General features: G+C 41.4%; 23 protein-coding genes. 16 read left to right on the forward strand and 7 right to left on the reverse strand.

Annotation, left to right across the window (positions count from 1 at the left end; translation table 11 throughout):
- The first annotated feature begins 83 nt into the window (after positions 1–83).
- The 8 genes from DDV21_RS05860 to radC all read left to right on the forward strand — a co-directional run bounded on the left by DDV21_RS05860 (position 84) and on the right by radC (position 8,590).
- Complete coding sequence (locus DDV21_RS05860) at positions 84–920, forward strand: Cof-type HAD-IIB family hydrolase (RefSeq protein WP_116877189.1); 837 nt, start codon at positions 84–86, stop codon at positions 918–920.
- 668 nt (positions 921–1,588) lie between these two features.
- Entirely contained in the window at positions 1,589–2,188 is a 600-nt protein-coding gene (locus DDV21_RS05865) for a histidine phosphatase family protein (RefSeq protein ID WP_116877188.1), read from the forward strand.
- Positions 2,189–2,200: 12 nt separating this feature from the next.
- On the forward strand, positions 2,201–2,815 hold the full coding sequence (locus tag DDV21_RS05870) for a histidine phosphatase family protein (protein ID WP_116877187.1): 615 nt from the start codon (positions 2,201–2,203) through the stop codon (positions 2,813–2,815).
- Positions 2,816–2,822: 7 nt separating this feature from the next.
- Positions 2,823–3,434: a histidine phosphatase family protein gene (locus tag DDV21_RS05875; protein ID WP_116877400.1), complete on the forward strand. Its 612-nt coding sequence runs from the start codon at positions 2,823–2,825 to the stop codon at positions 3,432–3,434.
- A 478-nt stretch (positions 3,435–3,912) separates the two neighbouring features.
- Entirely contained in the window at positions 3,913–5,349 is a 1,437-nt protein-coding gene (locus tag DDV21_RS05880) for a 6-phospho-beta-glucosidase (protein ID WP_162886293.1), read from the forward strand.
- A 267-nt stretch (positions 5,350–5,616) separates the two neighbouring features.
- Positions 5,617–6,741 carry an AI-2E family transporter gene (locus DDV21_RS05885; RefSeq protein WP_116877185.1) on the forward strand — a complete coding sequence of 375 codons (1,125 nt, stop codon included), beginning with the start codon at positions 5,617–5,619 and terminating at the stop codon, positions 6,739–6,741.
- Positions 6,742–6,928: 187 nt separating this feature from the next.
- Entirely contained in the window at positions 6,929–7,759 is an 831-nt protein-coding gene (locus DDV21_RS05890; protein WP_116877184.1) for a glycosyltransferase family 8 protein, read from the forward strand.
- A gap of 150 nt (positions 7,760–7,909) precedes the next feature.
- Positions 7,910–8,590: a RadC family protein gene (gene radC / locus DDV21_RS05895; protein WP_116877183.1), complete on the forward strand. Its 681-nt coding sequence runs from the start codon at positions 7,910–7,912 to the stop codon at positions 8,588–8,590.
- On the opposite strand, the gene DDV21_RS05900 is transcribed toward radC, so the two are convergent.
- The 6 genes from DDV21_RS05900 to DDV21_RS05925 all read right to left on the reverse strand — a co-directional run bounded on the left by DDV21_RS05900 (position 8,587) and on the right by DDV21_RS05925 (position 13,400).
- On the reverse strand, positions 8,587–9,285 hold the full coding sequence (locus DDV21_RS05900; RefSeq protein ID WP_116877182.1) for a gamma-glutamyl-gamma-aminobutyrate hydrolase family protein: 699 nt from the start codon (positions 9,283–9,285) through the stop codon (positions 8,587–8,589). The two genes, radC and DDV21_RS05900, sit on opposite strands and share 4 nt — an antisense overlap.
- Positions 9,286–9,294: 9 nt before the next feature.
- A complete protein-coding gene (locus DDV21_RS05905; protein WP_116877181.1) occupies positions 9,295–9,933 on the reverse strand; it encodes a redox-sensing transcriptional repressor Rex in 639 nt (212 codons plus the stop codon).
- 302 nt (positions 9,934–10,235) lie between these two features.
- Positions 10,236–10,583, reverse strand: a complete 348-nt coding sequence (locus DDV21_RS05910) for a DUF1831 domain-containing protein (RefSeq protein ID WP_116877180.1) — start codon at positions 10,581–10,583, stop codon at positions 10,236–10,238.
- A 1-nt stretch (position 10,584) separates the two neighbouring features.
- Positions 10,585–11,700, reverse strand: a complete 1,116-nt coding sequence (locus tag DDV21_RS05915; protein WP_116877179.1) for a cysteine desulfurase family protein — start codon at positions 11,698–11,700, stop codon at positions 10,585–10,587.
- A 6-nt stretch (positions 11,701–11,706) separates the two neighbouring features.
- The gene (locus tag DDV21_RS05920; protein ID WP_116877178.1) at positions 11,707–12,681 is read right to left on the reverse strand and encodes a ribose-phosphate diphosphokinase; all 975 of its coding nucleotides are present in this window, start codon (positions 12,679–12,681) and stop codon (positions 11,707–11,709) included.
- A gap of 137 nt (positions 12,682–12,818) precedes the next feature.
- The gene (locus DDV21_RS05925; RefSeq protein ID WP_116877177.1) at positions 12,819–13,400 is read right to left on the reverse strand and encodes a CYTH domain-containing protein; all 582 of its coding nucleotides are present in this window, start codon (positions 13,398–13,400) and stop codon (positions 12,819–12,821) included.
- Between the two features lie 208 nt (positions 13,401–13,608).
- Here DDV21_RS05925 and yjbM point away from each other — a divergent pair, with 208 nt between their 5' ends.
- The 5 genes from yjbM to DDV21_RS05950 all read left to right on the forward strand — a co-directional run bounded on the left by yjbM (position 13,609) and on the right by DDV21_RS05950 (position 18,602).
- Positions 13,609–14,280, forward strand: a complete 672-nt coding sequence (gene yjbM, locus DDV21_RS05930) for a GTP diphosphokinase (protein ID WP_116877176.1) — start codon at positions 13,609–13,611, stop codon at positions 14,278–14,280.
- Complete coding sequence (locus DDV21_RS05935) at positions 14,255–15,097, forward strand: NAD kinase (RefSeq protein ID WP_116877175.1); 843 nt, start codon at positions 14,255–14,257, stop codon at positions 15,095–15,097. The genes yjbM and DDV21_RS05935 overlap by 26 nt, the downstream gene beginning before the upstream one ends.
- Entirely contained in the window at positions 15,094–15,987 is an 894-nt protein-coding gene (locus DDV21_RS05940; protein ID WP_116877174.1) for an RluA family pseudouridine synthase, read from the forward strand. Before DDV21_RS05935 ends, DDV21_RS05940 begins: the two co-directional genes overlap by 4 nt.
- A gap of 12 nt (positions 15,988–15,999) precedes the next feature.
- Entirely contained in the window at positions 16,000–16,989 is a 990-nt protein-coding gene (pta, locus tag DDV21_RS05945; RefSeq protein WP_116877173.1) for a phosphate acetyltransferase, read from the forward strand.
- A gap of 857 nt (positions 16,990–17,846) precedes the next feature.
- The gene (locus tag DDV21_RS05950) at positions 17,847–18,602 is read left to right on the forward strand and encodes an SDR family oxidoreductase (RefSeq protein WP_116877172.1); all 756 of its coding nucleotides are present in this window, start codon (positions 17,847–17,849) and stop codon (positions 18,600–18,602) included.
- Between the two features lie 401 nt (positions 18,603–19,003).
- Here DDV21_RS05950 and DDV21_RS11910 read toward each other — a convergent pair whose 3' ends face one another.
- A complete protein-coding gene (locus DDV21_RS11910; protein ID WP_241964709.1) occupies positions 19,004–19,729 on the reverse strand; it encodes a hypothetical protein in 726 nt (241 codons plus the stop codon).
- 219 nt (positions 19,730–19,948) lie between these two features.
- Here DDV21_RS11910 and DDV21_RS05960 point away from each other — a divergent pair, with 219 nt between their 5' ends.
- The 3 genes from DDV21_RS05960 (at position 19,949) to DDV21_RS05970 (ending at position 23,465) form a co-directional block, all read left to right on the forward strand.
- On the forward strand, positions 19,949–20,791 hold the full coding sequence (locus tag DDV21_RS05960) for an HAD family hydrolase (RefSeq protein WP_116877171.1): 843 nt from the start codon (positions 19,949–19,951) through the stop codon (positions 20,789–20,791).
- Positions 20,792–21,134: 343 nt separating this feature from the next.
- A complete protein-coding gene (locus tag DDV21_RS05965; RefSeq protein WP_116877170.1) occupies positions 21,135–21,950 on the forward strand; it encodes a hypothetical protein in 816 nt (271 codons plus the stop codon).
- Between the two features lie 96 nt (positions 21,951–22,046).
- Positions 22,047–23,465 carry a glycoside hydrolase family 1 protein gene (locus DDV21_RS05970; protein WP_116877169.1) on the forward strand — a complete coding sequence of 473 codons (1,419 nt, stop codon included), beginning with the start codon at positions 22,047–22,049 and terminating at the stop codon, positions 23,463–23,465.
- Positions 23,466–23,729: the final 264 nt, after the last annotated feature.

Consider the following 23,729-nt stretch of genomic DNA (forward strand, 5'->3'; position numbering starts at 1 on the left):
TCGAATGATATCATCAGAACAGCGGAAGGATTGCAGAAGAATTCAGCAGTAAAATAAGATATGATAAAAACGGAGGTGGTTTTGTGGCTCTAAAATTAATTGCCAGTGATATGGACGGAACGTTTTTGGACGGCCGCGGAGATTACGACCGCCAGCGTTTTGAAAGACTCTTGACTTTATTGGAAGAACAGGATATTAAATTCGCTGTTGCTACTGGTAACAGCATGCCCAGATTAGAAATGATGTTTGACGGTCTTTTAGACCGTTTAATTGTGGTTGCTGAAAATGGTTCACAGCTGATTGAAAACGGCAGGACACTTGTTCGTCACACTGTTGCTAAAGCTGATTTAGAGCGCTTTTTAGTCTATTTTTCCGATAAACTGGCTGAATATAAGGTTATGCTTTCAGGTTTGCAGGCTACTTATATGCTCAAGGACAGTCGCTTTACTATTGAAAGCACTATGATTAAACCTGAGCAGGCGGCTTTTCTTATGGACAGCATAATCACTCTTTCGGATTTCAGTCAATTACCGGCAGATGAGCAGTTTTTTAAAATGAGTCTGCAGGTTCCAAATGAAAAAGATGCTGAGGTTACAGCCGATTTTAATGCTAATTTTTCGGGCAGTCTAACCGCTACTGCCAGCGGCTACGGGGGGATTGATATCATCCAAACAGGCTGGCACAAGGGTCGGGCTTTGGCGGAGTTAATGCGCTATTATGGCCTGACTGCTAATCAGGTTATGGCTTTTGGTGATGGCGGCAATGACATAGAGATGCTGCAGCTGGCCGGTTTTTCTTATGCGATGGCAAACGCTCCTAAAAATGTAAAAGAAGCAGCCCGTTTTAGCGCTCCTAGCCACAAAGAAGCCGGTGTTTTTCAGGTCATTGAAGATTATCTGAAAAGGACCGACATAAAGTAAAGCTGTTTAAAAAATCCGGTGGTTCGCCGGATTTTTAGCTTGCTGCTTTAACTTAATTTACCCACAGCTTCTTAGTTTATGGGAGTAATGGAGGATATTGGAAAACTGCCTTCAGGAAGCCATACGGGCAGCTTTTATGTGCTTCCGAAAATTAAAGTCTCACTGCAAAGCAGCATTAGCAGATTTTTAAAAATCGGTTGATAGTATTAGTTTATCCGATTATTGCATAAGAAAACGTTTGCAAATCATTATAGAATAATTATATAGGATTCATGAATTAAGCTATTTGCAAAAAAGAGACGCGATCGTTGGAAGCGCAAGCTGACTTATGAGCGTGGCTGCTCTGTGAGCATAAAATGTCCTGAAAACTAAAGTTTTTTTGTCAGTTTTCCTATTTTTGCTGTGAGTTTTCACGGGCTTTGTATCTTGCTGGAACTGAACACGCCCTAAAATCCTGATAAAAAAGTATGCTGTACTTGGATGCTCTGCCGCTGAGAAGGCACAAATGTCTGGGAGCGGACCAGACCGCTTTTTCAAAGCAGTATACATTATTTCACAAACAGACTAAAAAGTTTACAGGTTTAGTTTTGCTGTATGTATAAGTCTTTGTTTTAGGGTGTTTTTATGTGTGTCTTTGGAAATCTTATATGTGAAAAAGAAAGGAAAGTATGGTTAAAACACTTTATTTAATGCGGCACGGGGAAACTGTTTTTAATACACAGGGACGCGTTCAGGGGGCCTGCGATTCACCGCTGACTGACAAAGGACTTGCACAGGCTCGGCTGGCTAAAGACTATTTTACCAGCAATAGTATCCAATTTGATACCGTTTATTCTTCAACTCAGGAGCGGGCAGCGGATACTGCCAGAATTGTTTCTGGTCAAGAGGCTGTTCAGCTCAAAGGACTGAAAGAAATGAACTTCGGTCAGTTTGAAGCACAGCCTGAAAATCTGCTGCCCAAGTTCAGACCGGGAAGTAGGTCGTTTGAGGATCTCCTTGTTCCTTTTGGAGGCGAGAATGTTGAGGATGTGGGAAAGAGGGTTAAGAAAAGTATCGATGAAAGCCTGCAAAAGACTGCTGCAAAGTCTGTTTTAATGGTCAGTCATGGTGCTGCAATGTGGGGTCTGTGTTTAGAACTGTCCCTTAGTTTCCCCGAAGGTGTAGGTTTTTCCAATTGCGCTATCTGTGAATTTTGCTATGATGCCGGCAGTTATCATTTGCAAAAATTAATTTTGCCGACTAAAGATTTTCAGATCATTTCATTTTAAAGGGGAGAGAGTATGACTAAATTTTTTTATCTGATGCGTCACGGCCAGACTCGTTTTAATGTTCAGGGCCGCATCCAGGGGGCCTGCGACTCGCCTTTGACTGATCTTGGTATTGAACAGGCCAAAGCTGCCAGACGTTTTTTTCAAAAAGAAGGTTTGATTTTTAACCGTGTTTATTCCTCTACTCAGGAGCGTGCCTGTGATACAGCTGAACTGGCGACCGGCCGGCAGGACTATATTCGTTTAAAGGGTTTGAAGGAGTGGGATTTTGGTGCTTTTGAAGCGCATCAGGAATATCTTAATCCTAAACTTCACCGTGAAGATGGTTCCGGCTATCGTGACTACTTCGTAGCCTATGGCGGTGAATCTAATGTTCAGGTCTATGAGCGGATGGCTGCTGCCATTCGGGGTGTCATGGCTGAAAGCAGTGAGGATGACTGTCTGCTTTTTGTCAGCCACGGCGGCTCTATAACTCAATTTTACCGCCATATGACTGAAAATCCGCCCACACCTGCTAAGCGAATGGCTAACTGCGCTATATTGAAAATCAGCTATGAACCTAATTGCAAAATGGAAGTGCAGTCTATTTTTAATCCTATGGAAGAAGAGTATATTTTTGAAAGGTAAATCCTATATGAAAACACTCTACCTAATGCGCCATGGTGAAACCTTATTTAATCAATTGCAGTTAATTCAGGGCTGGTGTGATTCTCCTTTGACAGAACTAGGCAGAAGTCAGGCTGAACAAGCGAGAGCTTACTTTGAGCAGAATGGGATTCATTTTGATTATTTATACAGCTCAACGTCAGAACGGGCTTGTGAAACATTGGAGTTGGTCAGTAAAAGAAGCGACTATAAACGGCTGAAAGGGCTTAAAGAGTTTAATTTCGGCCGTATGGAAGGCAAGCCTGAGTACCTGCATCCCAATCGCCGTTCGGAGCAAAAAGGGCATGGTGATTTTTATCTCCAGTATGACGGTGAAAGTGACAGTCAGCTTGAAGAGCGTGTTAAACAAACGATTGATACACTTGTGGAGGAAGCAGAAGAAGGAGCTACTATTTTAGCAGTCAGTCACGCTGGGGCAATTATGTCGTTTTTTCGGCAATTTAAAGCAGCAGTCTTACCTGATTCACCTATCTCCAACTGCAATATTTTTAAATATGAAATAAAAGAAGGACACTTTGCTCTAGCTGAACTTATGACCCGATTCATTCACAAAATACCGAAGTCCTTTAAATTAAACTAAGACAGGTGCGGGCTTTTGATATATTTGTAAGAAGTAAACAGGAAGTGTTTTTCTGTCTTATCTGAATCGAATGATACAGCCAAAATACTATGTGAAAAAGATGCAGTTGTAGGAAGAGCAAGCGGCTTGCGAATGCGGCTGTTTTGTGAGTATAAAACGCCCTAGAAACTAAAGTTTTTTCGTCAGTTTTTCTATTTTTGCTGTGAGCTTTTCACGGCCTTTGTATCTTGATTGAATTGAACACGGCCTAAAATCCTAATGAAAAAGATACCTGCCATCGTGATGCCCAGCATCACTTGTCAGTCCCTATTTTCACACGGATTTCTTAACGGCCTTTGTATCTTGTTTGAATTGAACACGGCCTAAAATCCTAGTGAAAAAGATACCTGCCAGCGTGATGCCCAGCATCACTTGTTAGTCCCTATTTTCACACGGATTTCTTAACGGCCTTTGTATCTTAATTAAGGAGGTTTTTATAATGACTTATCAAGCTTTTCCGGAAGGATTTTTATGGGGTGGTGCGACAGCCGCCAATCAGTGTGAGGGCGCCTATGATGCAGACGGCCGTGGATTGGCTAATGTTGATGTTGTTCCAATTGGTAAGGATCGTTTCCCTATCATCACTGGTCAGAAAAAAATGTTTGATTTCGAGGAGGGCTATTTTTATCCAGCCAAAGAATCAATTGATTTTTACGGTCATTACAAAGAAGATATTGCTCTTTTTGCAGAAATGGGCTTCAAAACTTACCGGATGTCTATTGCCTGGACACGGATTTTTCCTAAAGGTGACGAGGCAGAGCCAAATGAAGCAGGTCTTCAGTTTTATGAAAATGTTTTTAAAGAGTGCCGCAAATATGGTATTGAGCCATTGGTTACAATCACACATTTCGACTGTCCTATGTATTTAATTGAGCACTATGGCGGCTGGCGCAACCGCAAGTTGATAGATTTTTATGAGCATTTGTGCCGTGCTCTGTTTACCCGCTTTAAAGGTTTGGTACATTACTGGCTGACGTTTAATGAAATCAATATGATTTTGCATGCTCCTTTTATGGGGGCAGGTCTGTACTTCGAAGAGGGCGAAAATGCTGAGGAAGTCAAGTATCAGGCAGCCCACCATGAGCTAGTGGCATCAGCTCTGGCAACAAAAATAGCTCACGAAGTGGATCCGGATAATAAAGTAGGCTGTATGCTGGCCGCCGGTCAGTATTATCCTAATACCTGCAATCCTGATGATTATTGGGAAGCACTGCAGGAGGATCGCGAAAATTATTTCTTTATTGATGTTCAGGCCCGAGGAGAATATCCTAACTATGCTAAGAAAAAGTTTGCTAAACTCGGATTGCAGCTTGAAATGACAGCAGAAGATTTGGTTCTTTTAAAAGAACATACAGTTGATTTTATTTCCTTTTCTTACTACTCAAGCCGAGTTGCTTCAGCAGATTCGTCGCTGAAGGAAACAACTGCCGGTAATATTTTTGCCTCCCTGAAGAATCCTTATTTAAAGTCGTCAGAGTGGGGCTGGCAAATTGATCCTTTGGGGCTGCGTATTACCCTCAATACACTTTGGGACCGTTATCAAAAGCCGCTTTTTATTGTTGAAAATGGTCTAGGAGCGGTTGACACTCCAGATGAGAATGGCTATGTGGCTGATGACTATCGGATAGACTATTTACGTGAGCACATCAAGACAATGAATCAGGCTATCAATGAAGACGGGGTAGAGCTTTGGGGCTACACAACCTGGGGCTGTATTGATTTAGTTTCTGCCGGAACTGGAGAAATGAAAAAACGTTACGGCTTCATTTATGTTGATCGTGATAATGAAGGAAACGGCAGCCTTAAACGTTCCAAGAAGAAGTCATTTGCTTGGTATAAAAAGGTTATCGCTTCTAATGGCACAGACCTTGACTGACTCCATTCAACATAAACGCTTTACTCTCAAAAGTGTAAGTCAGACTGTCATGTTTTGGTATAATATATTTCCTTTTGCGTCTTAAGCAGCCTTTGTATCTTATTAAAACTGAACACGGCCTAAATCCTAGTGAAAAAGATGCCTGCCAGCATCGCTTGTCAGTCCCTGTTTTCACACGGATTTCTTAACGGCTCTTTGTATCTTAAAGTCGGAATGGTTTATTTCCGGCTTTATTTAGTGTATAATGTGAAAAAGACAGGAGGAAGTATGAAATTTAGTAAAAGACAGGCCGGTTATTTAATTGCTGTTTTTGTGATATGTTATTTTATTCAGGCAAATTGGTCAAGCGGTGCTAATCTTATTAATACGGTTTGGACAGCCAGTCAGCCTTTTTTGATTGGGGCGGCTCTCGCTTATATTGTTAATATTGTCATGACCGCTTATGAGCATCTGTTCGGCTTATTCATGACATCGAAAAGATGGTTCAAGCTAAAAAGACTGCTGGCCATGGTTTCGGCTTATCTCAGTTTTATTGCAGTGATTGTCTGGCTTTTTTCCATTGTTATCCCAGATTTGATTGCCAGTATCAGCTCTTTAATGTCTATTGATACCGAGGCTTTGCAGCAGTTTTTGACAGACTTATATGAAAACAAACAGTTTGCTAAAATTCTTGATTATTTAGGCCTCGAATCTGATTTAACCGCCGCATTTTCCCGCTACAGCCGGCAAATCCTAACTCAGGTTTTAGCGATACTGACAGGGCTTCTAACATCAGTTACCTCTATTGCATCAACACTGGTGAATGTTTTTGTCAGTCTGGTATTCTCGATCTATGTACTCTCCAGCAAGGATCAGCTTCAGCGCCAATCACGTCTGTTGATCGATACGTATTTTTCTCGCTATGCTTCTACTGTTTACTATGTGACAGGGATTTTGCATCAGCGTTTTCGCGGTTTTTTCGCCGGGCAAACTATTGAAGCATTTATTCTTGCTACTCTGTGTACAGTTGGGATGATGATTTTTAATTTCCCCTTTGCGACGACAGTCGGTATCTTAGTCGGCTTCACAAATATTATTCCTGTTATCGGTGCTTATCTGGGAGGGCTTTTGGGGACTATTCTGGTTTTGACGCAATCTCCCAAGCAAGCTTTTTTCTTTTTAATATTTTTGATTATACTCCAACAGTTTGAAAGCAATATTATTTATCCTAAGGTTGTTGGGGGTTCTATTGGACTGCCGGCTATCTGGGTCTTGTTTTCTGTTATTATCGGCGGCTCGGTTTTTGGAATCATCGGTATGCTCATTGCGGTGCCGCTGAGTGCTTCTATCTATCAAATTATTAAAGATAATGTCAGAAAACGCCAATCTCAGCAGCCCTCACCTGAACGATGAAGTAAACGGGATTAAAAATCGTGAGTCTGACTGTACCGTTGTGTCTCCTGTTTCCGTACAGCTGTTTAAGACGGCTGCCTGAAATTAAAGGCGCCTAACACAAATATTTATTTCTGTACGTAAATGAATCTGGGACATAAGTGTTCCAGATTCTGCTAAATCTTTGGAAAAATGCTACTATAATGATATGAAACCAATAAATTTGCTCTATTCAATCGATGATAGTTATGTTGACCAGTTTAAAGTAACTCTGTTTTCTGTTTGGCAAAATGCATCAGTAAAAGATATGGCTGTTTATGTTTTACAGAAAAAGCTGCTGCAAAGAAATGCCGAAATCCATCAATTTTGCCAGCAGCTGGGGTTTGCTTATTTTCCGGTTGTCATTGGCGAAGAGGCCTTTAAAGATGCTCCGACAACAGACCGTTATCCAGAAACGATTTATTATCGCCTGTTAGCCCACGAATATCTGCCTAAAGAGCTAGACCGGATTTTGTATATGGATGCGGATATTCTGTGTCTAAACGATATTGTGCCTTTGTACCATCTGGACCTTTCTGACAAACTGTTTGCTGCGGCCAGCCATACTTCAGATACTAATATTCCAGAGCTGGTCAATAAATTGAGGTTAAGGAATTTTGAAGCAGAAGGGTATTTTAATTCGGGTGTACTCCTGATGAATTTAGAGCTGAACCGCCAAATCGTTAACCATCAGGATATTCTTGCTTATATTGAAAAAAACAGTTTATTGCTCTTTTTGCCGGATCAGGATATCCTCAATGCTCTCTATGGTCATAAAACGCTTCTTATCCCAGATCATATTTATAATTATGATGCCCGCTATAATATTCTGTATTTCACCAGAAGTTCTGGGCAGTGGGACTTAGATTGGGTTATTAAACATACGGTTTTTCTGCATTTTTGCGGTCGGGATAAACCATGGAAAAAAGACTACAGAGGACGCTACAGCGCTCTTTATAAGCATTATCAGCATTTGACTGCCAGAGTCAAATCAGACTGAAGGCTGCTAAGCTTGATAAAAAAGCTGGGATAGACAGGTATGAATGCACAGCCATTCATACCTGTCTATCCCATTTTCATATTGCCTCCCAACCTTTCTGTCTTTCGCCTTTTTAAGCTGATTTTCGAATAGAATAGATGGAGGTAAAAAATGTATACAGTTGAATTGAGAGAAGAAGCTTTGCTGCCCAGAGAACGTCTGGCTGATTTAGGGGCTGAAAAGCTCAGCAATCAGGAGCTATTAGCTATTTTGCTGCGCACAGGGACAAAGCAGAGGCCTGTTTTGGAAGTTTCAACACAGATTTTGAAAGATATCAGAAGTTTAGCGGATTTTCGCGATTTATCATTACAGGAATTGCAGAGTATCAAAGGCGTAGGCAAAGTCAAGTCAATAGAAATCAAGGCGATGCTGGAATTAGCTAATCGAATTAATAAGGCAGAATACTATCAAAACGAAAGAATTTTGAGCAGCGAAAGACTGGCCCAGAAAATGATTATAGAGCTGGGAAACAAAAAACAGGAGCACCTGCTGACACTTTATTTAGACACCCAAAACCGTGTTATTGAGCAGCGGATAGTTTTTATCGGAACTGTTAGGCGCTCTATTGCTGAACCGCGCGAAATTCTGCATTATGCCTGCAGAAATATGGCCACCTCCATCATTCTGGTCCATAATCACCCTTCTGGATCGCTTGTTCCCAGTGAGAGCGATCTGCGTTTTACAGAAAAAATAAAACGATCATGTGAAGACATGGGGATTGTCTGTCTTGATCACATTATCGTCAGTAAGCATGATTATTATAGTTTTCGCGAAGAGACGGGTCTGCTTTAGAGTTCAGAAACAACATATTTAAACAGATCCAAATCCTCTTTGCGTGATTCATAAAGCAATTCTGGATGCCATTGAACTCCCAAAAAGCGCATATTGGGATTGATGGATTCCACAGCTTCAATTGTCCCGTCTTTAGGATCTTTAGCGATAACCCGCAGTTCACTGGCTAAGTGGTTGATACTTTGGTGATGGAAAGAATTAATAGAGCTGCTAAGACCGTAAATATCGGCCAGTTTACTATCTTTTTTGATTATCATATCGTGAGACAGATAATCAGCAGGGCTGTCCTGCCAATGGTTTTCAATATCTTGATGGAGAGAGCCGCCGAGTGCGACATTCATCAGCTGTGTCCCGCGGCAAACAGAGAAAATCGCCTTTTTTTGTTTGGTCGTTTCTTCAATCAAGGCCAGTTCAAAAATATCACGCTCTTTAAAAAAATCATTCTCGCTGGCCTGCTTTTTTTCACCATAAAAACTGGGATCCACATTTTGACCACCGATAAGAATCAGTTTATCAAACATACTCACGTAATCAGAAGCAGTTTCGGGACTGCCGACCGGAAGGACAAGCGGTAATCCTCCGGCAGCCCTAACACCATTGACAAATCCACTGGGCACATAAGACCAAGAAATATCTTCAGCTGCAGGGTTAGGCCGCTGATTAGCGGTGATACCGATTATCGGTTTTTTAGGCATACTTCCTCCTTAGTCTGTTTGGTTCATAAAGTAAAGCAGTGTTTGCAATTCACTTGTCAAATCCACATATTGAACGATAACGGACTTAGGAAGGCTGAGGCGGACAGGAGCGAAACTCAGTATGCCTTTTATACCGGCAGCAACAAGCAATTCAGCCACTTCCTGAGCCTGAGTGCTGGGAACAGTCAAGATAGCAGTTTTGATATCAGTTTTTTGGATTTGGTCATGGACGGCAGAGATACCGTAGATAGGAATACCGTCAGAGGTTTTTGTTCCGACAAGCTCGTTATCGTCTCTGTCAAAAGCCAAGGCGATCTGCATTTTATTTCGGTCATGAAAGCGGTAATGAAGCAGCGCACGGCCAATATTACCGCAGCCTACTAATGCAACATTTGTTGTGGAATGGTCATTCAGAATATCAGCAAAAAAGTTCATAAGCTTTGTGACATCGTAACCAAACCCCCGCCTGCCCAGTTCTCCAAAATAGGAAAAATCGCGGCGAACAGTAGCAGAATCAATTCCCATAGCGTCAGCAATTTGTTTTGAGCTGGCTTTTTCAACATTATCCGCATAAAAGCGTTTAAAAATCCGATAATACAGTGACAGACGCTTAGCTGTCGCATTAGGAATGGATTTATCAATAACCACAAAATCATCTCCTTAATTTATATAGTCTATATTGTACAAAAAGATTGTAAAACCGGCAACATTAATGCACTTCAATCTCTGATAAAAAAGAGGAGTGGGACAGAAGTCCCCATCCTAGTTTACTTTATAGAATAAAGGTTTGCCGCAGCAGTCGAAACCCCTGATTGGGATGCGTTCTAATTTCAAGGATTGCCTTAAACTGCCAAACTGCCCTGTAAGCAGCAGCGGGCAGCCTATACTAACTGTGCAAGAAGCAGAAGGTACAATCCATTTATTGGAAATCATGCTTTTGCTCCTATCCTTTAAAGCAGAGTTTTATCAAAAATGTGACGTTCGACTAAGCTGTCCATTAAAAAATAAAACTTATCCTGCAGGATATGGTTGTCTTCTGAACGGAAGATATTAACTGGGCGTAAACCGGACTGATCGGTAATACTTAGCTTAAAAGCATTCAAGTCCCTATGGACAGTTATTTTTAGAGGGAAGCCGTTACCGGAATTAGGAATATTTTCCAGCAGACGCTTTAATTCATAATGCCCGATTTTATTTTGGACAAAGGTAGTATCCCGCAGTGTATACGGTTTAACATTTGAATTGATACTGTAGCTGTATTTGCAGCCGTCTAACGTTACTTCTTTTGTAAATGCCATTTTATGTTCCTGTTATTTCTTTTAATTTATTTGCTAACTGCAGCAATTCTTCCTGCGTATTTTGTTTAGATAAACTGATGCGAATAGATTCTTGCAGTCTGGCAGAATCAGCACCGTAAATGCTGGCAAGCACATGGCTGGGGTCAACGGTACCGGCAGTGCAGGCAGAACCAGTAGAGACAGCAAAACCAGCCAAATCAAGCTGTGTCAGCAAAATACTGTTGTTTTGACCCGGAAAGCCGATATTGATAATGTGTGGGAGCTGTTTTGAAGAGCCATTGAGGTAATAGGAAGCAGGAGAGAGTGCCTCTAAAAAGGCTCTTTTCAATCCTTGAATATAAGTCAGATTTTCTTTTGCCTGCTTTCTGCTGTCAGCAAGAGCCTGTGCCATTCCAGCAATTGCAATAAGATTCTCTGTGCTCGCCCGTCTTTTTTCTTCCTGCTCACCTCCATGAAGCAGACTGTCAAAATGAAGCGGATTGGCATAAAGAAAGCCAACACCCTTCGGCCCATGAAATTTGTGGGCTGTAGCCGATAGGAAATCAATTCCTACTTCTTCAGGATAGACCGGCAGCTTCCCCATTGTTTGGACAGCATCAACATGGAAAGCTGCCTGATGGTTTTTTAAAAGCTTAGCCGCTTCCTCAATCGGCAGCAGGTCACCAGTTTCGTTGTTCGCATGCATGAAACTGACCAGAATAGTATCATCCCTCAGTGCTTTCTGAAGACTAGCGCTTGTGACTGAACCGTTTTCCGGTTTGAGATAGGTTATTTCAAAGCCGAATCTTTTTTGCAAATAGCCGAGCGGCTCTAGAACGGAAGGGTGTTCGATTGCTGTAGTGATAATATGCTTGCCTTTGTCCTGATTGGCGAGAGCATAACCTTTGATAGCTGTATTATTAGCTTCTGTTCCGCCGGAAGTAAAGATGATTCTTCTTTCCGATGTCCTTAAAATGTCAGCAATGGTCTGTCTGGCCGTCCTCAGAACGTGATTGGCTTTCCGCCCGTATGCATGAATGCTTGATGGATTGCCAAAATTGTCAGTCATTACCTCTGTCATTATCTCAATGACTTTCGGTGTCAGAGCTGTAGTAGCAGCATTATCGAGATATACCATAGCGTATTATCCTTTACTAGATGGCGTGTAAGCAAAAAGCGGGCTGACCGGTTTTCGCTCATGAATGCGGATAATGGCATCAGCAATAAGTTTGCTTGCTGAAAGGTATTTCACATTTTCAGGTGTTCGTTCTTTAGTTGAAACAGAGTCAGTCACAATGATTTCTTTCAGCGGTGCAGCAGCAAGAATATCTGCAGCGCCGCCGGCAAACAGACCGTGGCTGGCAGCTGCGTAAATAGCCGTCACCCCGCCGCGTTCCAAAATTTTTGCTGCCTCTGCTAAGGTTTTCCCTGTATTTAAAATATCGTCAATAAGGATAGCTTTTTTTCCTGCGACCTCTCCAATGATATACCCTTCTTCTCTCGAGGCATCATCCTGAGCATAATCAATAATAGCAATCGGTGCATCGAGGTATTCTGCTAAACTTCGCGCACGCTTAATACCTGAATTTTTGGGACTGACAACAACAATGTCTTCGCCGGATAAATTGAGGGTGGAGTAGTATTCTGCGAAAAGCGGGATGGTGAACAGGTTATCTACAGGAGTATCAAAAAAGCCCTGTACCTGAACAGTATGCAGATCCAATGTCAATACACGATCAACTCCTGCTTTGACAAGCATATTAGCAACTAGTTTGGCTGTGATAGGTTCCCGTGAAGCCGCAATCCGATCTTGTCGGGAATAACCAAAATAAGGAATAACAACGTTTACTGAATTAGCGCTGGCGCGTTTGCAGGCGTCGACCATAATCAGCAGTTCCCACAAATTGTCATTGACAGGGTAGCTGGTTGACTGAATAATGTAAATATCATCGCCGCGGACAGTTTCTTCAATATTAATCATGATTTCGCCATCTGAAAATTGACGCGATGACATTTTCCCAAGAGGAACGCCGGCTGCGTCAGCAATTTTTTCAGCAATTTCGGGATTGGAGGTCAGTGAAAAGAGCTTGAGCTGTCTATCAGTGTGGTGTTGGGCCATAATTAGTACATTCTCCTTAAATTTTTAATATGATAAAAGGTGCCGCAGAAATGCTGTTTTTAACTTGTAAAAATAAGAAGCAGGTTTTGCCTACCAGTTTTATTTTACCAGAAAATCACGAATATTTCAGTTCCTTTTTACTTTAACTTTTTAACAGCTTTTAAGCTGTTTGTCAGTCTGGCAATCTTACTTTTAGCATATTTAAAAGCAATATCATGTTGAACTAAAAATTCAGCAAAATCTTTTTTTCCGCTGTCTGCATCTTTTACTTCCAGTTCCAGCTCATAATCCTTTATATTAGTGTAATGATTGCAGTCCAGCGCTAAAAGCCCAATCGCAGTCTGGCTTTCTCTTCTGTCTGTGGTAAGGTGGCCAAAAACAGCTAAATCATCAGGATTAACGCCTTGCTCTCCAATTAATTCACGAATTGAGCAAGGTGGAAGATGACCGGATTTAATGATTTCTTTGGCCTGCGGAAGGGTCAGATGATGGTTGTACTCTAAATTACCAACAGTTTTAGGCAGTTTTAATGTCAGCTCTGCCCGATCTGAGAAGGTTCGGATCCGCAGTAACATGCGGTGTGCCTTAAGGCTGAAATCATGAGAATCAAAATAATAATTTGTCTGTGTTATCTGAGGAATGTGGGAAAAGTGCGCAGTCAAGCGCTTAAATTCATCTTTATTGAGTAAGGTCTTATATTCGATTTCCAAATGTGTCATGCCATTTTCCTTTAATACCTTTTGTGCTATAATAAAGTAATACTATACTAATTTTATAAAAAAGTCCGATATTTGGCAAACTCGCTTGTTGAGCGATTGTAGCGGCTATTCGTTTTTTCTGATACTGCAGCAGTTCAGCTGCTAAATATGTTTCAGCGCTTAAAGGTCCTTGTCAGTCTTTTTTATATTCGGTGAAGGGAGCTGTTCAATGTCTGCTGAATGGGAAGAGTTTTTGGACCCTTATATTCAAACAGTCGGTGAGTTAAAAATTAAACTGCGGGGAATCCGCAAGCAGTTCAGAAAGCAAAATCGTCACTCCCCGATTGAATTTGTCACCGGTCGGGTCAAATCGGTGGAAAGTATTCAGGAAAAAATGCTTATGCGCAGTATCAAACAGGAAAATATCGCCCAAGATATACAAGACATTGCCGGCTTGAGGATTATGGTGCAGTTTGTAGATGATGTCGATGAGGTTCTTGATTTACTGAGGCAAAGGCATGATATGAAGATAGTACAGGAACGTGATTATATCAACCATATGAAGCCAAGCGGCTACCGTTCTTATCATGTTGTAATTGAGTATCCTGTTGATACGATTCAGGGGCAGAAGACGGTGCTGGCAGAAATTCAAATTCGGACACTTGCCATGAATTTCTGGGCCACAATCGAACATTCCCTGAATTATAAATATAAAGGCGAATTTCCTCAGGAAATTAAACAGCGATTGGAAACGACAGCTAAAATCGCTTATGAACTTGATGAAGAAGTAAGGAAAATACGCGAAGATATCAGAGAAGCCCAGCTTCTCTTTGATCCGGAAAGCCGAAAGCTAAATGATGGTGTAGGAAACAGTGATGACACAGATGAATATTACAGGTAGAAAAGACATGATGCGTGTTGCTATCATCGCTAATGGGAAATACCAAAGCCGACGGATAGCAGCTAAACTTTTTGCAGTTTTAAAGGACGATCCGGATTTTTACTTATCCAAAAAAAATCCGGATGTTGTGATTTCTATTGGCGGCGACGGGATGCTTTTATCTGCTTTTCATAAATATGAAAAAGAGCTCGGTCATGTCCGCTTTGTTGGGGTACATACAGGGCATCTCGGTTTTTATACAGACTACCGGGATTTTGAAATCGATAAGCTTATTGAAAATCTGCGCAGAGACAGAGGTGAAAAAGTCTCTTATCCTATTTTAAAAGTCAAAATAAAATTGGACAGCGGCCGTGAAATTGAGAATCTAGCTTTAAATGAAGCTACGGTTAAACGGATTGAAAAAACTATGGTTGCCGATGTGATTATCAACCATGTCAAATTTGAACGTTTCCGCGGTGACGGTATTTCAGTCTCCACCCCGACAGGCAGCACGGCATATAATAAATCGCTGGGCGGAGCAGTTCTGCATCCTACTGTTGAAGCCTTGCAGCTGACTGAGATTTCCAGTCTCAACAATCGGGTTTTCAGAACATTAGGTTCGTCAGTGATTGTTCCCAAAAAGGATAAAATTGAAATTGTCCCTAAACGTCTGGGCAGTTACACTATATCAGTTGACAACAGCACCCTGCATTACAAAAATGTTGTTAAAATCGAGTACTGTATCAGTTCTGAACAGATCAGTTTTGTAGCCACACCGAGCCATACCAGCTTTTGGGAACGGGTCAAGGATGCCTTTATAGGAGACTTTGATTCATGAAATTTGATTTCGTTGCTGACAGAGAATGCAAAGTCAAAACCTTTTTAAAAGGGCAGGGAATTTCCAAAAGCCTACTGGCCAAAATCAAATTCAAAGGCGGCAATATCTGGGTAAACGGCTTTGAACAAAATGCCGTTTATTTGCTGCAGGCAGGCGATACAGTGACCATTGAAATTCCTGATGAAGAACCGATTGACAGTTTGAAGCCTGTGAAGCATGAGTTGGATATTGTCTATGAGGATGATCATTTTTTGATTGTGAATAAACCTTATTCTTACCCCAGTATTCCCAGTGTTTTACATTCCAATACAATAGCTAATTTTATTAAATACTATTATATGGAACAGAATTATCCTAATAAACGGGTTCATATTGTCACCCGGCTCGATAAAGATACAAGTGGTTTAATGCTCTTAGCCAAGCATGGCTATGCTCATGCCAGAATGGATAAACAGCTTCAGAATAAGACGATTGAAAAAGGGTATTATGCCCTAGTTTCTGGTTCAGGAGAACTGCCAGCAGAGGGTGATATCATTGCTCCCATTGCCAGAAGAAGCGACAGCATGATTACCCGCTGTGTCCATCAAATGGGAAAATATGCCCATACAAGCTATAGAGTCGTCAAACGATATGGGGATGTCTACCTTCTAGACATTCGCCTGCATACAGGGCGGACTCATCAGATTCGAGTGCATTTTGCACATATCGGTTTTCCCCTTTTGGGAGACGATTTGTACGGCGGACGAATGGACTGCGGGATAAGCCGGCAGGCACTTCATTGCTATTATTTATCTTTTAGGGATCCTTTTACTGGTCAGATCAACCGTCAGCTGACGGACTTGACAGATGATTTTGATAGCGTTATCATAGATTTACAAAAAAATAAATAGAGGTTTATAAATATGAGTATCCGTTCTTTGTTTGGCAGCTTACGTGAGAAAGTTGTGGGCCAAAATATCAAAATTGTTTTCCCTGAAGGTGATGATGAACGTGTCGTTCGCGCGGCTGCCCGGCTTAAATTTGAAGGTTTGGTTGAACCGATTATCTTAGGGGATGCAGATAAAGTTCACAGCTTGCTGGCTCGGCTTGGTTTTGCAGATCCGCATTATACGATTATTAATCCCGAAGATTATGCAGGCTTTGAGGAGATGAAACAGGAGTTTCTGACTATTCGCAAAGGGAAAGTAAGTCCTGAAGAAGCAGATAAACTGCTCAAAGACGTCAACTATTTTGGGGTCATGCTGGTTAAGATGGGATTGGCAGACGGAATGGTCTCAGGTGCTATCCATTCTACGGCAGATACTGTCCGCCCTGCTCTTCAGATCATCAAAACAAAACCGGGGATTTCTCGGACATCAGGTGTTTTCCTGATGAATCGGGAAAATACTGACCAGCGGTTAATTTTTGCCGACTGTGCAATTAACATTGATCCTAATTCTCAAGAACTAGCTGAGATTGCGGTTAATACAGCAGATACCGCTAAGATTTTCGATATTGAGCCAAAGATTGCTATGCTCAGTTTTTCAACAAAAGGCAGCGCTAAAGCCCCACAAGTTGAAAAAGTGCAGGAGGCTGTTCGTCTGGCAAACGAACGTCATCCCGAAATTTCTTTAGACGGTGAGCTGCAGTTTGATGCAGCCTTTGTTCCGAATACCGCTGAAATTAAGGCGCCTGGAAGCACAGTGGCAGGACATGCCAATATCTTTATTTTCCCAGATTTACAGTCCGGCAATATTGGCTATAAAATTGCTCAGCGTTTAGGTATGTTTGAGGCGATAGGACCAATCCTTCAGGGACTGAATAAACCGGTTAATGACCTTTCTCGTGGTTCAAGTGCTGAAGATATTTATAAACTGGCTATTATTACAGCGGCTCAGACCCTAGACAGCTAAGATAGCTTTCGATTGTTCCTGAGATCCAAAAGCAGCATCACAAAAACGAGAAGGGAACACCTCCTTCTCGTTTTTTAGCCTATCATAAAATATAAAGCACCTGAACGAAATCAATTATCCTAAAGAAAAAGAAAGATGTGCAACCTAGTGCTGACTCAAGTTTTAGTCCGCCGTAGACGACTGAAGGCAGACGAAAATCCCAGCCTGCCAAATCATTGCTTGAACTATAAACAAGGCGCAGTAGTCTAGTGTCATTTTAGTCGCTTTTTCAAAGCTTTAAAAAGTCTGCTAGGCTTTGCGGGGGCGAGACATGGGTACATTATGGTTTGGGGGTTCTGTCTCGCTCTCTAGTCGTCCTGACAGATGTGCTGCATGTGAAATCATAGATTTCTGGCTTACCGTCCGCCGTAGATGACTAAAGGCTTTATCGTCTTAACAGCCGACTGCACCCTTATAGTCATCTTGACAGGGGTGCGTCTGCGAAATCACAGATTTCGGCCTTTCCGCCTTTTTATACGGATTTTTTTAACAGCCTTTGTATCTTGTGAATTGAACACGCCCTGAAAGCTCGGAGAAAAGACGGGCTTGTCCTAGTGTCTCAAAATTTGGCTGACACGTCGGTCGATCCCTATTTTTCAGTCGTTTTCTTCACGGCCCTTGTATTTTGGTGGAATTGAACACGGCTTAGGCTCTATGCGAAAAGAGACGCAGTCGTAGGAAGCTTTAGGCTGACATACGAATGTGGCTGCTCTGTGGGTACAGCCCTCCCTCGAGTCTTTAGTGACTCTTCGGTCAGGATTTTATTTTTGCTGTGAGCTTTTAACGGCCTTTGTAGCTCGTGGAAGGAGGTTATTATAATGTCAAAAATTGCTTTAGTAACAGGGGTGTCTGCAGGTTTTGGCAAGGCTATTGCTGAAAAGCTGGCAGCATGTGACTATAAGATTATTGGAGCGGCCAGAAGATGGGACCGACTTCAAAAAATGAGAGAGCAGCTGGGAGAAGAGCGTTTTTTACCCTTGCAAATGGATATGACGAAGACTGAGGAAATTGACCGCGCTTTGGCTGATTTGCCCGAAAACTGGCAGAATATTGATTTGCTTGTCAATAATGCTGGTTTAGCACTGGGATTAGATAAGGCATATGAGGCTGATTTTAAGGATTGGCTGACCATGATTCAAACAAACATTATTGGTCTGACTTATTTGACACGCCAGATTTTGCCGCAGATGGTAAAAAGAAACAGAGGACTGATTATTAATTTGGGGTCAACTGCAGGAACAGTTCCTTATCCCGGAGCCAATGTGTACGGTGCCAGCAAGGCCTTTGTCAAGCAATTTTCTTTAAATCTCAGAGCTGATCTTTTTGGAACGCAGGTTCGAGTGACTAACATCGAGCCGGGACTCTGTGAAGGCACCGAGTTTTCTAACGTCCGCTTTAAGGGGGATGATGAGCGAGCTGAGCAGCTCTATCAGGGAGCTCATGCAATACGTCCTGAGGATATTGCTGAAACAGTGGCTTGGATAAGCAGTCAGCCGGAACATCTCAATATTAATCGCATTGAAATGATGCCTGTCTCTCAATCCTTTGGGCCTCAGCCGGTTCACAGATTTTAATGATGCTGCCTTGTCATCTGGTGCAAAAGGAGTAAGGGAATTGCTGCTCCGGTCAAAGAACAAAATCCTTATCTTTTTGTGTGTTGGTTTATGCTGAGTTTCACTGACCTAAACCAAAAAGACTGATTTAAAACGACTCTGGGACAAAAATGTCCTGGAGTCGTCTGCAGGTACAGGTGGAAGTTTTAGCAGGGCGTATCTTCATTTTCAGCTATCTATCTTAAGCAGCCTTATTGAACTGTTTCGTAAGCAACAGCGGTCAAGCTTGTTCGGGGATGGAGGCGACACCAATGCCGAATGATGTCAGTCCGAATCTAAAGGGTGAAGAGTGATGGAAGACTTACGGATTTGGGGTTCTTCTCACTCTTTTTTGCTGGTTCAATAGAGGTATCATAGGCAGATTATTCTTCTGAAAAAGAATGGTCAGCAATGGAAGGGCCGGAAGTGGTATCGGACCAGCCAACAAGTGCCTGTCCAGTTTCTTTTAGATAGGCAGCAAGGATAGGCTTGAAATCCTGAACACTTTCCAAAGTGCCAATCAGCTGCTGGTTGGCATCGTACAGTTTTTGATAAGACTGAATTAGGATATGGTCAAAAGTAGTATCAGCAATGGGAAAATGCAGGCTGTCTTTTTCATTTTGTCTGAGTTCCTGAATGATTGTTTCTTCAAGCTTTTGGGAATCAGTGCTGTCTTCTGCAAAAGCGAGAGAACTGTCAGGTCTATGATTGGAGTAAATCAAGCGGTCTGCAGTATCAAAGAAACAGACACGGTAGGGGAGGCCGCTTAGAAAATCAGGCTGCAGCTGCTGATAAAATTTCATGAGATATTGTGTCAGCGCTAATAGCCTTTTAGAACTTGCAAAGCTGGTCTTGTCGACATAAAAAGCTTGCTGGTCTTTTTTGGATTCTGCAGTAAATCTTAAGGAAGGAAGAGGAAACTCTGTTTTGGAGAAAGTGAACAGACCATCGTATTTTTCCAGCACATCCAAAGACAGGGAAGCATCATTTTCACAATCTATGTGAAATAAATAGTTAAAGTTCTCAGCAATTTCTGCAAAAAACATCTCAGCAGCCCGCCTGTTATCTGCGGGAAATAAGGCAAGGATTTTCTTAGTAGTATGATTCATTGCTTTATCATAACGGTTTCTATTCAAAAAAGCAAGACAGAACTTTTAAGTATGAAATATAAAAGGAAAGCCATTCTTAATTGCTGATGTCCTGCCGCAATCCAATGCCTAATGTCTGAGTTCCTAATCGTAGGATTGTATTATTTTGTCGTAGGATAGGCCTATCATTGTCTGATTGATAAATAGTAAAATAAAAGTACTAATAATTGAGGTGACAATATGACGAGGAAAATTATTTTTCTGGATGTAGACGGCACTTTGGTTGATTATCATAACCGTATTCCTGAATCCGCAGTCACAGCTATTCGCAAAGCACGGGAAAAAGGGCATCTCGTTTATGTTTGTACAGGCAGGAGCCGGGCCGAGATGCAGCCTGATCTTTGGGATATCGGTCTTGATGGCATGATAGGCGGCAACGGCTCTTACGTTGAGCATAAGGGAAAGGTTCTTATGCATCAGCTAATCAGCGAGGAAGATGCAAAAGCAATCGTTGACTGGCTGCATGAACGTGGATTAGAATTTTATCTTGAATCTAACAGCGGACTTTTTGCCAGCGAACACTTTAAAGAAGCTTCCAGGCCTGTTTTGCGGCAGTATGGGATTCAAAAAGGGAAGACAGCAGCTGAAGTAGCTGAACAGGAAGCAGAAGATGTCCTGCACGGTTTGGTTTATGGCGCTTCCCTTTACCGGAATGATTTAAACAAAGTCAGCTTTATTTTGCACTCATATCAGGATTATCTTGATGCTAAACAAGCTTTTCCAAACCTCAAAGTGGGGACATGGGGCGGCCGCGGTGAAACAGCATTATTTGGTGACCTTGGTGTTAAGGATATTACCAAAGCGCATGCTATTGATGTTCTTTTGGAATACCTGGATGCTGGTAAAAAGGATACTGTTGCTTTTGGTGATGCCAAAGTTGACATTCCCATGCTGGAATATTGTGAAATTGGTGTTTCCATGGGGAATGGCGGCCCTGAAATCCTAGCTATGGCTGACATGGTGACTGATGATGTCGAAGAAGACGGACTTTATAATGCCTTTGAGAAATTAGGGCTGATTTAGTATGAAAGTTTATGATATAATGCTCAACTAAATAGATTATCTCGTAAAAAGATAATTAAAAATAATGAGGCTGGGCAAAAACGAGCTTCATAACTCAAAAAACGAGCATTTCCGCAGCTGGAGACGCTCGTTTTCTTATGTCACGCTTTATCATTATAATAACCATAAAACAGCCAGAAAGCTGTGACAATGTATAAAAATATAACACAAATCAGTTAAGTCTAAAATGAAATCTTTTCTTTAGGGCACAAGGCTAGAACCATCGGTCTGTTTGTGGGCAGAATTCTAAGTCAAGTCCTATTAAAAAAGTTTCATACTGATTTAGTCATCACGGAGGTGTCAGATGAAAAAGATACTATACTTAACGGATCTTTATTATGAGGCTAAAGGTAGAAATTATTATGAAGAGGATATTTATATCGCGGGAAAATTGAAGGATTATTTTGATGTTGTTTTATGTCATCCTAAAAACTCGGAAAGTTTCGAAAAAGATGTTGATTTAATCATTTTTAGAAATACGGGTGGAGTAAGTGGTTTTAAACAAATTTATAATAAATTTGTTGAGAGAGTCTATTCAAATCAATTAAATATTTTTAATAATTTTTCTGGAAAAGCAGATATGAAAGGGAAACAGTACTTAATTGATTTAACAGAATTAGGTTATCCAGTTATCCCAACTGTTGATAAGGCAGCTAGTCTTACTCTGTTGCCAGAAAGCTCTGCCTATGTTGTAAAACCAAAAGATGGAGCAGACTCTATTGGGCTTGAATTCGTTGAGAGAGCTGATTTTGCCAATAAAACTTTTGCTGATGGAGAATTTTTAATTCAACCTGCTATTGACTTTGAATATGAACTTTCATTTTATTTTATAAATAATAAATTTGAGTATGCCTTATACGCACCAGATAAATCAAAGAGATGGGAACTAAAACAATATGATGCTTCTGAAGCAGATGTGGAGTTCGCTAAGAAATTTATTGACTGGAATGATATAAAAAATGGTATCCAAAGGGTTGATGCCTGTCGAACTAAAGAGGGAAAACTTCTTTTAGTTGAATTAGAAGATTTAAATCCCTATTTATCCATTTTGGAACTCGATGCCACTTTACGAGAAAATGTTATTAAAGATTTTATTAAAGCAATTGAAGCAATGATTTAAATCATATGATAATACAAGGAATGCATTGGATACCATTAGTTTTTTAGAAATGATAGCGCTATAATGAAATCAATAAAAAGTGAAGGGGAGATTTATATGTTACACAAAACATTAAAACCATTTCCAGATTATTTCTTGTGGGGGGCTTCAACATCTGCCTATCAAGTTGAAGGGGCAGCACTTGAAGACGGCAAAGGCCCGTCTTGTCAAGATGTCAAAGATATTCCGGAAGGGACAGCTGACCTTTCTGTATCGGTTGACCACTACCACCGTTATAAGGAAGATATTGCTCTTATGGCAGAAATGGGCTTCAAATCTTACCGTTTTTCTATCTCTTGGACTCGTATTCTGCCTGAGGGAACCGGTGAAGTTAATCCGAAGGGGATTGCATTTTATAATGACCTGATTGATGAATGCCTGAAATACGGTATTGAACCGATTGTCACTATGTTTCACTTTGATATGCCAGCAGCTCTTGATAAACGCGGATCCTGGTCTGTACGTGAATCAATTGACTGGTTTGCAGAATTTGCTGCTGTCCTTTTTAAGCATTTTGGGGACAGGGTCAAATACTGGTTGACAATCAATGAACAAAATATGCTGACTTTAGTCGGTCCTGTTATTGGAACTATGTATATCCCCCAAGAGACAGATAATCTGACCAAAGAAATTTATCAGCAGAATCATCATCAGCTGGTCGCTCAGGCTAAAGCTATGCAAATTTGCCATGAGATGCTGCCGGAAGCTAAAATCGGCCCAGCTCCTAATATTTCGCTGGTTTATGCAGCTTCGTCAAAACCCGAAGATGTTCTAGCTTCACAAAATTATAATGCTATCCGCAACTGGCTCTATCTAGATGCCGCAGTTTATGGTATTTATAACAATTTGGTCTGGGCTTATCTTGAAGAACTGGATGCTGTGCCGGAAATCAGTCAGGAAGACTGGGATATCATGCGTGCTGCAAAACCGGATTTTATCGGTTTTAATTATTATAATACTGCAACAGTGGCAGCATCCGACGGCACAGAGTCTTTGGATCCGGCTGCGGATCAGCAGACATCACGCGGAGAATCCGGATTTTACCGGGGAACTGACAATCCACATCTCCCTAAGACGGAATTTGGCTGGGAAATTGATCCTATCGGCTTTAGGGCGACCATGCGTGAATTATACAGCCGTTACCGCTTACCGCTGTTAGTGACAGAAAATGGTCTTGGAGCTTATGACAGTTTGGAAGAGGATGGAAAAATCCATGACCAATACCGTATCCACTATCTGCAAGATCATATTGCACAAATTCAGGAAGCCATTACTGATGGTGTTGAGATGCTGGGTTACAATCCGTGGTCAGCAATCGATCTGATTTCAACCCATGAAGGAATTAAAAAACGTTATGGCTTCATCTATGTTGACCGGAGTGATGATGAATTAAAAACACTTAAACGGTACCGCAAAGATTCTTTCTTCTGGTATAAAAAGGTCATTGCTGCAAACGGAGCAGATTTAACAGACTGACAGAAAAAAGGACGGTTACTCTCTATTTATGACAAAAGAACAAAGAGGCAGGGACAAAAAAGTCCTGCCTCGTTTTACTTTTTTAACAGATAAGTTTAGCGCAGTGGAAGGTCGTTATCCCTTGCTGCACAAAGGATAACGACCTCCCTAATCAACTATGCGTATAAAAATCCCTGAAAAGGCAGTAAGTCCGAAATCTATGATTTCGTCTGCGCCCCTATCTTTAGGTTCAGAATAACAACTGGTGCTTCCTAGTCCGCAAGC

Origin of the sequence: Streptococcus chenjunshii, from assembly GCF_003086355.1 — a bacterium.
GTDB classification, from domain to species: Bacteria; Bacillota; Bacilli; order Lactobacillales; family Streptococcaceae; genus Streptococcus; species Streptococcus chenjunshii.